This window comes from Chryseobacterium geocarposphaerae (genome assembly GCF_002797535.1).
Lineage (GTDB): Bacteria > Bacteroidota > Bacteroidia > Flavobacteriales > Weeksellaceae > Chryseobacterium > Chryseobacterium geocarposphaerae.
Genome location: NZ_PGFD01000003.1, coordinates 161,092 through 173,696, shown reverse-complemented (window position 1 = coordinate 173,696; position 12,605 = coordinate 161,092). Strand labels below are relative to the sequence as shown.

Below are 12,605 nucleotides of genomic sequence, written 5' to 3'. Positions count from 1 at the left end.
AAGGTTTAATTTGGCTTTTGTGTTCTGCGGAATTTTATAAAAAAGGAGCATTCAGAAAATCATTTAAAGGTTTCATTAGCCTGAAAATTTTTGTAAGATTTTTTGCTGCATCCTTATTCAGTATTTCTTCATCTTTCAGATAATATATTACGATGAAATTTTTTAGCTTTAAAAATTCAGCCATCGGATCTTCTTTTTCAAAACCTTGCGGAATTTTTTTGAGTTTGTCGTCCTGATCCAGTTCAGGGAAATGTTTTTTAAATTCTTTATTGTTCAGAATGGCAAGAAACTCATTTCCATACAATGAAATCTCTTTTCGAAGTTCTTTTAAAACAACAGGTTCCGGCATATAAATTCCTCCGGCGATAAAAGATTTTCCGGGTTCAAGATGAAGATAATATCCTCCTTTCTGGCTTCCTTTTCCCATTCCCAAAGATGCTCCAAAATTGGTCTTGTAAGGAATTTTGTCTTTAGAGAATCTGGTGTCACGGTAAATTCTGAATAAAGATTTTTTAGCATCAATTTTAGCTAATTCTTCATCAAATTCAGACATTTCCTTAAGCAGGTCTTCCAAAAATGCAATGACGTTTTGCTGGGACTCTGTGTAAAGATTTTTATTTTCTGTAAACCATTCGCGGTTATTATTTTGATCCAGCTTTTTCAGAAAATCTAACGTTTTTGGGGAAATTACAGAAGGCATATCTTGTTATTTTATTCAAAAATAATGAAATATAAATTGTTGCCCAAATTTTAAATATTTTGGTTAATTGATAATTTATTAAGCCTTTAATTATAAGATGATGATTGAAATTGTGTTGGCGTATTGATAAATTTAAAATAATTATTTTGTGCTTTTTCTGTATAAAATTCAAAATGTTTAGGGTTTTGAAAAATAAAATTATCAATTCCGTAATATAGTATAAAATATAATCCAAATAATAATTGTATCTTTGCAAAAATTTTAAAATATTTAATGAATTTATTTACGGAGACCAATTTAAGTCCTGATATTCTTAAGGCAATTGGCGAACTGGGTTATGAAAGCCCGACAGAAATCCAAAAACAGACTATCCCTTTTATTCTTTCAGATATTCGCGACTTGATCGCACTTGCGCAGACGGGGACAGGCAAAACAGCAGCATTTTCGCTTCCGATTTTGGATATGATTGACGATACGAGTCGCAAAATCCAATTATTGGTGCTTTGTCCGACACGAGAATTATGTCTTCAGATTGCTAAAGACATTAAGAACTATTCTAAATACATGCAGAATGTAAAAACAACTGCAGTGTATGGGGGAAGTAGTATTATGGAGCAGATCAGATCTTTGAAGGATAAACCACAAATTATTGTAGGAACTCCGGGAAGAGTGATCGACTTGATTAACAGAAAAGCATTAGACTTCTCTGCGATTCATTGGCTGGTTTTAGATGAAGCTGATGAAATGCTTTCAATGGGTTTCAAAGACGAATTGGAAACCATTTTAAGCGAAACTCCTGAAACAAAACAGACTTTCTTGTTCTCGGCTACGATGAACAAAGAAGTAGAGAGGATTTCTAAAAATTATCTGACAAAACCTCACAGAATTTCTGTTGGTTCAATTAACGAAGTTAAGAAGAACATCAAGCATGAATATTATGTGGCTGGTTACCGTCAGAAAAAAGAAGCATTGAAAAGATTGATCGATTCAAATCCGAATCAGTACTCAATTATTTTCTGCAGAACAAGAATGGAAACTCAGGAAGTTGCCGATTTCCTGATGCAGAACGGATATGCAGCAGATGCACTTCATGGAGATCTTTCTCAGGCGCAGAGAGATACGGTAATGAAGAAATTCAGATTGAAGAACATCGATATTTTGGTGGCAACCGACGTTGCAGCAAGAGGGTTGGATGTGAATTCTTTAACGCACGTTATTCATTATTCTTTACCGGATGATCCGGAAGTATTTGTTCACAGAAGTGGTAGAACAGGTAGAGCAGGAAAAGACGGGGTTTCTATGGCATTAATTAAGCCTGAAGAAAGCAGAAAATTAAAGCAGATCAAATCAGCAACAAAAATTGAAATCACAGAAGGGAAAATTCCTACAGGTGATGATATTATAAAAGCTCAGGTGGGGGGTGTTTTCGAAAGTCTTTTCGAAGTGCATGAAGATTTCTTTGAATTTGATGATTCTTTAATTCCTGATTTATCAGCTTTCTCAAAAGAAGAATTGGTTCATAAACTGCTTCAGTTCCAGCTGAAAGATCTTGCCGCTTATTATAAAGACAGACATGATCTGGTTGAACAAAAATTAAGCAGCAGAGATGATGACGGAGGATCTAGAAGAGACAGAAGAGACCGCGACAGAGACAGAGGCAGAGATCGTGAGAGAGGAGACAGAGAGCGTGGCGGAAAACCAAGAAGAAGAAACGAAAATATGGTAAGATTCTTCTTTAATCTGGGGAAAAAAGACCAGCTTAAAAAATTAGATGTTCTGGATATTATCAACAAAGCGACATCTAATGGAAAAACTAAGAAAAGAGCGGAGATTGGTGATATTGAAATTTTAGAAAAATTCTCCTTCTTTGAGGTTGAAAAATCATATAAGGACAATGTTTTAAGTAATATTGGTTCTATGAAGTTCAAAGGAAAAGAAATGAGAGCTGAAGTAGCAAACTAAACGCTTTGAAATAATGAAAAGCCGGCTGGAAAGCCGGCTTTTTTATATGATAATCATATGTTAACTCAATGTTAACAAAACTTAATGTTGTACTCTTTCAGGTAAGGCGGTTTTTTAAGAAATTTGCACACGAATTATAAAAACTTAAAAATGGGAATTGGTAATATTTTCCACGCTTTTCAACCAAAAGATAAAATCTTCTTTGTGCTTTTCGAAAAAGTAACAGAAAACCTTGTAGCAATGTCTGAGGAATTCAACCACGGAATCAAAGACTTCGATCTTAACGACGATTCTATGTTGAAAAAGATGAGCGATTATGAACACAAAAATGATGAGCTTACTCACGAAATCTTCGTAGAATTGGGAAAAAATTTCATTACTCCATTCGACAGAGAAGACATCCATACATTAGCAACAGGATTAGACGATATCGCAGATTATATCTACGCTTCTACAAAATATATTTTCCTTTACAAGTCGCCGGAAATGAAGGCATATTCAGATTTCTCTTTATTGATCCACAAAGCATGTCTTGAAATTCAGAATGCAATGAAAAACCTTAAAGGTTTCAAAAATATGGAGCAGGTAAAAGAAGCTTGTATCAAAGTAAACTCTATTGAAAACATTGCAGACGATTTGTTGTCCAATTCTATGGTAGAATTGTTCGAAACAAATGATGCAATCAATATTATCAAAGTTTCATCTGTACTTAATTATCTTGAAGTAGTAACTGACAAAGCAGAAGATGTTGCCAACACGATTGAGAACATCATGATTAAATACGCTTAATTAATAATTATAATTAAACAATGGAATTTCCGATTTTACTTATAGTTATTATTGCTTTGGCCTTAATATTTGATTACATCAATGGTTTTCACGATGCAGCCAATTCAATTGCGACTATTGTTTCTACAAAAGTTTTAACTCCCTTCCAGGCTGTACTTTGGGCAGCGCTTTGGAATTTTGCAGCTTTCTTTATTGCTGCTTATATCATTGGAGAATTTAAAATTGGTAACACAATTGCCAAAACGGTTAACGAAAATTTTATCACTCTTGAAGTTATCTTTTCAGGTCTTGTTGCGGCAATTGCCTGGAACCTTTTAACTTGGTGGTTTGGTATTCCTTCATCTTCCTCTCATACCTTAATTGGTGGTTTCCTCGGAGCGGCTTTAATGCACGCTTTTATGATGGACTATCACTCTGTTGCTGCGGCGCAACCGGATTTAGGATTCTGGGGAACGATTAAAGAAGCCTTTAATCAGGTTACTCATCAGAGTGTAGTTAAATTTGATAAAGTAATCCCTATTTTCCTGTTCATCTTCATGGCTCCGATCATAGGTATGGTGATTTCGATTATTATTACATTAATTATCGTTCACCTTTACAAAAGATCAAATCCTCATAAAGCGGATAAGTCTTTTAAAAGATTACAGTTGGGATCTTCAGCTTTATTCAGCTTAGGTCATGGTCTGAATGATGCTCAGAAAGTAATGGGTATTATTGGTGCGGCTTTAATCTATTATCATGTTGAAATGCTTAAAGATCCTGTATATTTGAATATTCCGGCGACAGGACGTTTCGATTATTTCGCAGAGCACTACCTTTGGGTTCCTCTAGTATCATTCCTTGCGATTGGTTTAGGAACAATGAGCGGTGGCTGGAAGATCATCAAAACAATGGGTACGAAAATTACAAAAGTAACTTCACTGGAAGGTGTAAGTGCTGAAACTGCAGGTGCAATTACCTTATTTATTACAGACCATTTCGGTATTCCTGTTTCTACAACACACACGATCACAGGTTCTATCATCGGGGTTGGATTAACAAAAAGGGTTTCTGCCGTAAGATGGGGAATTACCGTAAGTTTACTTTGGGCTTGGGTTTTAACCATTCCGATCTCTGCAATTGTTGCAGGTATCACTTACCTTTTGGTAACATTCTTATCTTAAGATTTAAAAATTTATATATTATTAAACTTTGCTCATTCGGGCAAAGTTTTTATTTTTTAAGGAGCCTGTTAAGTCCTTTTTATTACTGGTTGTCTCAAATATTTATATACATTAATAAGGTTTCGGTAAATAAGTAATTTGTGAATTAATTATTAAGAAATTAAAATAAAAATATTTCATCGGTATGATGAGTATTTTTTGTTTTATAAAGCTCTGAAAAATTGTATTTTTGTTTAAACTATTAAAAACTTATGGAATTTTTAGACCGATACCAACAGATTGTTGCTGATGCTATTCAAAAGTATACTTTCAAAGATAAGCCTGCAGAACTATATGATCCGATGAACTACATCATTTCACATGGTGGAAAACGTCTCCGTCCGATTATGGTTTTAATGGCATGTGATTTATTTGGAGGTGATTTAAAAGAAGCCATAAAGCCTGCTTTGGCTATCGAGTTTTTCCATAATTTTACACTGATCCATGATGATATTATGGATGAAGCACCTTTAAGAAGGAATAAACCGACTATTCATACCTTACATGGTATCAATACAGGAATTCTTTCAGGAGACGGTTTGATGTTGAAGGCATATAAGTTTTTTGAAGATCTTGAGCCTGAAATCTTTAAAGCCTGTATCAGAATCTTTACTCATACGGGTTTACTATTGTGCGAAGGACAGCAGTATGATATCAACTTTGAGACTCAGGAAGATGTGACTTTTGATGACTATATCAGGATGATTACTTATAAAACGGGAGTTTTAAGTGCCTCTTCATTCGAAATCGGAGCAATGATTGCAAAAGCTAACTTTAAAGATGCCAAAGCCATTTTTAACTTCGGAAAGCATATCGGAATCGCATTCCAGATTATGGATGATTATTTGGATGTTTTCGGAGACCAGGCGCAGTTTGGTAAAAAACATGCTGGAGATATTTACGAAAACAAAAAGACCGTTCTTTATTTGATGGCGAGAGAACATGCAACGGAAGAGGAAAGAAAAGAACTGGATTACTGGTACTCTAAAAAGACAGAAAATATCGATAAAGTATACGGAGTAGAAAAGATTTTCAGAAGAACAAAAGTAGATGAAAAGGCACTTCGCCTGATTGAAAAACATAACGAAATCGGGCAAAGCTATCTTCAGAAGATCGATATTCCGGAAGAAAAGAAAAAGCCGTTTGCGGAACTTGCGAACTATTTATTGAGAAGAGAGAGTTAATTTCTTAATTTGAAAATGTGTCAATTTGAAAATTTTGAATTGGCACATTTTTAAATTCTCAAATTTTCAAATTGATTAAATGAAATTCAGAACAGAAGTTGACATTAAAGAATCGGGGAAGAAGATTGAGGTTGAAGATAAAATATTTTCAATAGGTTCGTGTTTTGCTTCCGAAATGTCAGACTTACTTCAGAAAGGGCAGCTTCAGACCATTAATAACCCTTTCGGTACTATTTTTAATCCCTTTTCAATCCATAATGCTGTCAAAAGGCTGCATGATGCAGGATTTTATGAAGAAGAGGAATTAATTACCTTTAATGACGAATTTATTTCTCTGGATCATCATACAAGTTTTGATACAAGGTATATTCATCAGACGCTGGATAAAATTAATAAGAAAATTGAAGAAGGAAATTCTTTTCTTCAAGACTCCAACTGGATTATTATTACGTATGGAACTTCATTTATCTATGAATTTATTCCGAAGCAAAAACTGGTAGCCAATTGCCATAAAATTCCTCAAAAATTCTTTGAAAAAAGATTACTGACCCATCAGGAGCTTACGGATTCTATCTATGATACCATTTTGAACTTGAAGGATATCTGTAAAGAGGATGTCCAGATTTTATTTACGGTTTCTCCGGTCCGTCATACAAAAGACGGAATGATTGAGAATCAATTAAGTAAATCAAAATTAATTACAGCTGTTCACGAGGTTATTTCCCAATTTGAAAACTGCCATTATCTTCCCGTTTACGAAATTGTAATGGATGATCTCCGGGACTACCGTTTTTATAAGGAAGATATGATTCATCCGAATAATCAGGCGGTCAACTATATTTTTGAAAAATTTGGTGGTGCTTATTTTTCTGAGGGCACAAAAGATTTTATTAAAGAGAATTTTAAAATCATGAAAGCCTTAGAACACAGAACTGACGATGAAAAAGATCCTAAATATATTGAATTCAAGGAAAAATTGAATCAAAGGATTGAAGTTCAGAGGCAAAAAGTAAAACACTCAATCTTTTCCAATGATTGATTTTACAACCATCGATTATTTAAGAGAAGGAAATGAGAGGCAGAAAAGAGCTTATGAAGTTCTTTTAAAGCATAAAATATTCGAAAGGTTAAGTAATTATTCACCGCTTTTAGCCGGGACAATTCCTATTGGAATTGATATTGAAGGAAGCGATTTAGATATTATTTGTGAGATCAAGGATAGTGCTGAGTTTGAGAAATTTTTAATTCAGGTATTTGAAAATTTTGATATAAAGATTAAAAAATCAGATACCGATAATGAAGAATTTTTAGTTTGTAATTTTGAATTGGAAGAATTTCCTGTTGAAATTTTCGGACAAAACAAACCTGTCATTGAGCAAAATGCTTATCGTCATATGATTGCCGAATACAAAATATTAGAGGAAAAAGGAGAAGATTTTAAACAAAAAATAATAGAATTAAAGAAAAAGGGAATCAAAACGGAGCCAGCTTTCGGAATATTGTTAGGATTGGAAAACCCTTATGAAGATCTATTAAAATTTTAAAAACAATGATTGATACACATACCCATTTATACGCAGAAGAATTTGATGAAGACAGAAAAGAAACCATTCAGAGAGCGATAGAAAAAGGAGTTACAGAATTTTATCTTCCTGCGATCGATTCGGAATCTCATGAAAAAATGTTACAGTTGGAAGCTGAATATCCCAACCAGATTTTTTCAATGATGGGATTACATCCATGCTATGTAAAGCCTGAAAGCTGGGAAAAAGAACTGGAAATCGTAAAAAATTATCTGGATCAGAGAACTTTTCCGGCAATCGGAGAAATCGGGATTGATCTGTACTGGGATAAAACAACCTTGGATATTCAGGTGAAAGCTTTCGAACAGCAAATCGATTGGGCCATTGAAAAAGACCTGCCTATCGTAATTCATACCAGAGAAAGTTTTAATGAAACTTTTGAAGTGTTGGAAAGAAAAAAACACCCGAAATTAAGAGGGATTTTCCATTGTTTTTCTGGTAATCTGGAACAGGCAAAACGCGCGATCGACTTAAATTTCGTTTTAGGAATCGGTGGAGTAGTAACATTTAAAAATGGTAAAATTGATCAGTTTTTAAACGAAATTCCTTTGGACAGAATTGTTCTGGAAACTGATTCTCCTTATTTAGCACCGGTTCCGTACCGGGGAAAAAGAAATGAAAGTTCATATCTCGATCTGGTAGCGGGAAAATTGGTTGATATTTATAAGGTGGATTTTTCTGAGATTGACAGAATTACGACGGAGAACGCGAAAAAAATGTTCGTTCATATTTAAAAAAATAAAAGCCTCCCAATTTGGAAGGCTTTATTTTTTTATTTCTTTCTGGTGAAATTCTTATTCTTAGGCTTCTTAAATCCTAACGAAGCTGCCGGTGAAGCCGGATTTTTCGGTTTTTTTCTTGAGGAAGAACCGGAACCGGAATCCTGTGATTTAGGCTTCTCTGCACCTGCCGGAACAGGCTTATTATTTGAATCCCTTTTCTGGACAACCAGATTATCTGTATGGAACGGATGATCCTTTACGATCGGTATTTTCATGCCGATCAATTTTTCGGTGTTCCTCAGATTTAATAAGTCCAAGCCGTCTACAAATGAAATAGAAGTACCTTCTGCACCCGCTCTTCCTGTTCTTCCGATTCTGTGGACATAGGTTTCGGAAACGTCGGAAAGTTCGAAGTTCACTACATATTTTAGTTCATCAATATCAATTCCTCTCGCTGCAATATCGGTGGCAACCAATACTCTTGTTTTCCCTGATTTGAAATTGTTTAAAGCATTCTGACGGGCATTTTGGGATTTGTTTCCGTGAATGGCTTCTGTCATGATATTATCCTTTTGGAGTTTCCTTGCAATTTTATCGGCTCCGTGTTTTGTTCTGGCGAAAACCAATACGGAATCGGAAATATCGTTCTTTAAAATATGGGTCAAAAGATTTAATTTATCTTCTCTTTCAACAAAATATACGGATTGCTTGATCGTTTCTGCTGTTGATGAAACGGGTGTAACCTCTACTTTTACAGGATTGTTCAAAATGGAATCTGCCAATTTCTGGATTTCAGCAGGCATGGTCGCAGAGAAAAATAAAGTCTGTCTTTTCTGAGGTAAAAGTTTGATGATTCTTTTTACATCGTGTACAAAACCCATATCCAGCATTCTGTCTGCCTCATCCAAGACAAAAATTTCAAGATTCTTTAAGCTGATAATCCCTTGAGCAATAAAGTCTAATAATCTTCCAGGAGTTGCCACCAGAATATCTACACCTTTTCTCAAGGCAGCTTCCTGATTTCCCTGTTTTACCCCTCCAAAAATAACAAGATGTTTCAAAGGTAGGTATTTTCCGTAAGCTTTGATGTTTTCCTCTATCTGTATCGCTAATTCTCTCGTAGGAGTTAAAATTAAAGCTTTAATATGATTCGATGGCTTATTTTTAGAAAGATTTTGAAGAATAGGAATGGCAAATGCAGCTGTTTTTCCTGTTCCTGTTTGTGCGCATCCTAGAAAATCCCTCCCTTTTATAATTTCCGGAATCGATCTTTCCTGGATAGGAGTGGGGGTGGTATATCCTTGTTCCTGAATTGCTTTTGCAATAGGATCTATTAAATTTAAGTCTGTAAAATTCAAATGAATTGTTTTTTAATTAAATAAAAATTCCTTCAAAATGAAGGAATTATGTTTTGCAAAGGTAGTTTAAATATTTTTAAGATCATTATTTCACTTTTGTCCACTGCTGATTAGTTCTCAGATCCTCAAAAAACCTGTAAACTTCAGCTAGTTTTTCAGTTCCTTTTTTACCATAATCCTCTACTGTTTTTGAAGTATTATCTGTAAAATTGATTCTTAAATAAGAAGTCGGAAGATCCGTAATGTTTCTTTCCCCGTACTTATCATTTAGTTTTTTTATATCAAGACCATCCAATAAAGCAAGAAGTTTATTATAATCCTCTTCTTTAATGGTTCCTTTGAAAGTTCCTTCCCTTGGTTTTGAAAATTCCGCTTTTGAAAATTCTTTGGAAAAATTAAAATGCTCTGCTTCCAGAACGGCACTTCTGTCCGGATTAATTGTGATTTTAAAAATAGGGCAGGATCCAAAACAAGCCCCAGCTTCATATTCTATAGTTGAATATTTTGAAGGACTCTTTTGAGTAGAGCAAGAGAATAAAAATATTGCCATTAATAAGCCGAATAGATATTTCATAGTTTAAATTTTGCTGAGTTCTTTCAAGAATTGTTCCAAAAGGCAATTGTCTACATTTATTTTGTTATAATAAATTATTAAAGTGAAGTAATATGTAAAGCTTTCTACAAAAAAGGAGAAACATCGTGTCTCTCCTTTTATTTTTTGAACATTATTTAAATCTGTATCCGACGCCGGCTTGTAAAAATCCTATCTTAGTAGTGAAGTCACCTTTATTGACCTGAATGAAATTGAAATTGTATCGTGCATCCACAAATATGCTTTCTGTAATCTTATATTCAGCACCTAGAAATGGAAATAAATTCAATGTTTTCACATTTTCGTAATTGTGGGAGGTTGACCCGTTTACAATCTGATCAGTCTTTATTTTTTCAGACATATTGATGCCAAAGTTCATTCCAACAGAAGCTGATAAATTCGGAATAAAGTAATACTTAGCAGAAACAGGGATCTGAATTTGAGTGAGCTGATAGTCAAACTCTATACTTCCGTCCTCTACAATTCCGGAACCTGTAAAATTTACAACCGGGAAATGCTGTTTTCCTCCAATTTGCGTGTAAAGCGCTTCTGCCTGTACACTGAATTTAGAAGTTATCGGTTGTTCAGCAACCACTCCTGCATAGAAATATGATTTTGAATCTAATGGATCATCGAAAAATTTCATCGATGATAAAGAATATCCTCCTTTTACCCCAAAGCTTATTTTAGAAGCTGAAATGGGTTTTGAATTTGTGTTTTCCTGGCTGTTTTGTGCATTCATAAATGCTGAAACTGACAATAGCAGAGCAATCGCTAAATTCTTTTTCATAGTTTTAATTTCTTTTATAATAAAAAAGTACACGAAAGTGTACTTTATAATATTTTGATAGATAGTTATTTTATCCATGTAATTGCTTCCAGATTGCATCTTTCAATTCCGTAAGACCTTCTCCCGTAACTCCTGAGAAAAACAAAGGCTGTTTGTTTTCAGGGAATTCAGCGGCAATTTCTTTTTTCAGTTCTTCATCCAAAAGATCAGACTTTGAAATAGAGATGATGAAATCTTTATCCAATAATTCAGGATTGTATTCCTTTAATTCATTTTCCAGAATTTTAAACTCCTGGAAGTGATCTTCCGAATCTGCCGGAATTAAAAATAATAAGATCGAATTTCTTTCAATATGTCTTAAGAATCTGTGTCCTAAACCTTTACCTTCTGCGGCTCCTTCAATAATTCCCGGAATATCGGCCATTACAAAAGATTTATAATTTCTGTAATCCACGATTCCTAAATTGGGAGTTAAAGTAGTGAAGGCATAATCTGCAATTTTCGGTTTTGCAGCAGAAACAGCCGATAAAAGTGTAGATTTTCCGGCATTTGGAAAGCCGACAAGACCTACATCCGCCAAAATCTTAAGCTCGAAAATTACATAACCTTCCTGACCTTCCATTCCCGGCTGTGCAAATCTTGGAGTCTGATTCGTAGAAGATTTGAAATGCTCGTTTCCTTTACCTCCCATTCCTCCTTCCATCAGGATGATTTCCTGTCCGTCCTCTAAAATTTCGCCGATGATTTCGCCATCTTCATTTTTAGCGATAGTCCCGATAGGAACTTCAATATAAACATCCGCTCCGTAAGCTCCTGTTAACTGGTTTTTTCCCCCGTTTTCACCACGTTCAGCTTTTACATGACGGGTATAACGAAGGGGAAGTAAAGTCCATTCATTAGCATTTCCTTTCATAATAACGTGTCCTCCGCGACCTCCGTCACCTCCATCAGGACCACCTTTAGGAATATACTTTTCACGGCGAAGATGCGCAGAACCTGCACCTCCATGACCGCTTTTACAATGAATCTTTACGTAATCTACAAAATTAGACATATATTATTTGTTGCGAGTTGCGAGTTACGGGATTGGAAACTCGAATCCCGTCCCCCGAATCCCGATTATTTTACTTTCTCTACTTCAGCAAAAAGCTTTTCAGAGATTTCGTTGATGTCTCCAACACCGTTGATCTCTACATATTTGCCCTGTTGTTTGTACAACTCGGCTACTTCTGCTGTTTTTGCGTAGTATTCTTTTATTCTGTTTTTAATGATATCAACATTGCTATCATCAGATCTTCCGCTGATTTCTCCTCTTTTCAATAGTCTTTCAACCAAAATTGAATCTTCCACTACCAAAGAAAGACAGATGTCGATCTCATCATTTAATTCCTCTTTTACGATTTTTTCCAAAGCCTCTGTCTGAACAGCCGTTCTTGGATATCCGTCGAAAATAAATCCTGCTGTATCGGTAGGCTTTCTGATCTCGTCAATCAGCATATCTGTTGTTACCTGATCCGGAACCAATTCTCCTTTATCGATATAAGACTTTGCCAGTTTCCCAAGCTCCGTATCATTTTTCATGTTGAATCTGAAAAGATCACCTGTTGAGATTTGCTTCAAATTGAATTTCTCGATTAAGTTTTGTGCTTGAGTTCCTTTTCCACTTCCTGGAGGGCCGAACAGAACAATGTTTATCATAATTTTGATTATGCTTCCGGCAATT

Annotated in this window: 13 protein-coding genes; 7 read left to right on the top strand and 6 right to left on the bottom strand. The window is 34.9% G+C overall.

Features of this window, described 5'->3' with window-relative positions:
• Positions 1-34 precede the first annotated feature (34 nt).
• Complete coding sequence (locus tag CLV73_RS16765) at positions 35-700, bottom strand: DUF2461 domain-containing protein (RefSeq protein ID WP_100378038.1); 666 nt, start codon at positions 698-700, stop codon at positions 35-37.
• Between the two features lie 273 nt (positions 701-973).
• Between CLV73_RS16765 and CLV73_RS16760 the strand changes: the two genes are divergently transcribed.
• The 7 genes from CLV73_RS16760 to CLV73_RS16730 all read left to right on the top strand — a co-directional run bounded on the left by CLV73_RS16760 (position 974) and on the right by CLV73_RS16730 (position 8,154).
• Positions 974-2,662 (top strand): DEAD/DEAH box helicase, encoded by a 1,689-nt coding sequence (locus CLV73_RS16760; protein WP_100378037.1) that lies wholly within the window; start codon positions 974-976, stop codon positions 2,660-2,662.
• A gap of 150 nt (positions 2,663-2,812) precedes the next feature.
• On the top strand, positions 2,813-3,451 hold the full coding sequence (locus CLV73_RS16755; RefSeq protein WP_076392175.1) for a DUF47 domain-containing protein: 639 nt from the start codon (positions 2,813-2,815) through the stop codon (positions 3,449-3,451).
• Positions 3,452-3,471: 20 nt separating this feature from the next.
• Positions 3,472-4,614 carry an inorganic phosphate transporter gene (locus CLV73_RS16750; protein WP_100378036.1) on the top strand — a complete coding sequence of 381 codons (1,143 nt, stop codon included), beginning with the start codon at positions 3,472-3,474 and terminating at the stop codon, positions 4,612-4,614.
• A 251-nt stretch (positions 4,615-4,865) separates the two neighbouring features.
• Positions 4,866-5,837, top strand: a complete 972-nt coding sequence (locus CLV73_RS16745) for a polyprenyl synthetase family protein (RefSeq protein WP_100378035.1) — start codon at positions 4,866-4,868, stop codon at positions 5,835-5,837.
• A gap of 79 nt (positions 5,838-5,916) precedes the next feature.
• Positions 5,917-6,876 (top strand): GSCFA domain-containing protein, encoded by a 960-nt coding sequence (locus CLV73_RS16740; RefSeq protein ID WP_100378034.1) that lies wholly within the window; start codon positions 5,917-5,919, stop codon positions 6,874-6,876.
• Positions 6,869-7,381: a DUF4269 domain-containing protein gene (locus CLV73_RS16735; RefSeq protein ID WP_100378033.1), complete on the top strand. Its 513-nt coding sequence runs from the start codon at positions 6,869-6,871 to the stop codon at positions 7,379-7,381. Before CLV73_RS16740 ends, CLV73_RS16735 begins: the two co-directional genes overlap by 8 nt.
• A 5-nt stretch (positions 7,382-7,386) precedes the next feature.
• Positions 7,387-8,154: a TatD family hydrolase gene (locus tag CLV73_RS16730; protein ID WP_100378032.1), complete on the top strand. Its 768-nt coding sequence runs from the start codon at positions 7,387-7,389 to the stop codon at positions 8,152-8,154.
• Positions 8,155-8,192: 38 nt separating this feature from the next.
• Here the strand turns inward: CLV73_RS16730 and CLV73_RS16725 are convergent, their stop codons facing one another.
• The 5 genes from CLV73_RS16725 to CLV73_RS16705 form a co-directional block, all read right to left on the bottom strand.
• The gene (locus CLV73_RS16725) at positions 8,193-9,500 is read right to left on the bottom strand and encodes a DEAD/DEAH box helicase (protein WP_100378031.1); all 1,308 of its coding nucleotides are present in this window, start codon (positions 9,498-9,500) and stop codon (positions 8,193-8,195) included.
• Positions 9,501-9,585: 85 nt separating this feature from the next.
• Positions 9,586-10,074: a DUF6438 domain-containing protein gene (locus CLV73_RS16720; protein ID WP_100378030.1), complete on the bottom strand. Its 489-nt coding sequence runs from the start codon at positions 10,072-10,074 to the stop codon at positions 9,586-9,588.
• Between the two features lie 151 nt (positions 10,075-10,225).
• On the bottom strand, positions 10,226-10,882 hold the full coding sequence (locus CLV73_RS16715) for a porin family protein (RefSeq protein ID WP_157798817.1): 657 nt from the start codon (positions 10,880-10,882) through the stop codon (positions 10,226-10,228).
• A gap of 70 nt (positions 10,883-10,952) precedes the next feature.
• The gene (gene obgE, locus CLV73_RS16710) at positions 10,953-11,936 is read right to left on the bottom strand and encodes a GTPase ObgE (RefSeq protein ID WP_100378028.1); all 984 of its coding nucleotides are present in this window, start codon (positions 11,934-11,936) and stop codon (positions 10,953-10,955) included.
• Between the two features lie 65 nt (positions 11,937-12,001).
• Positions 12,002-12,580: an adenylate kinase gene (locus tag CLV73_RS16705; protein WP_100378027.1), complete on the bottom strand. Its 579-nt coding sequence runs from the start codon at positions 12,578-12,580 to the stop codon at positions 12,002-12,004.
• Positions 12,581-12,605: the final 25 nt, after the last annotated feature.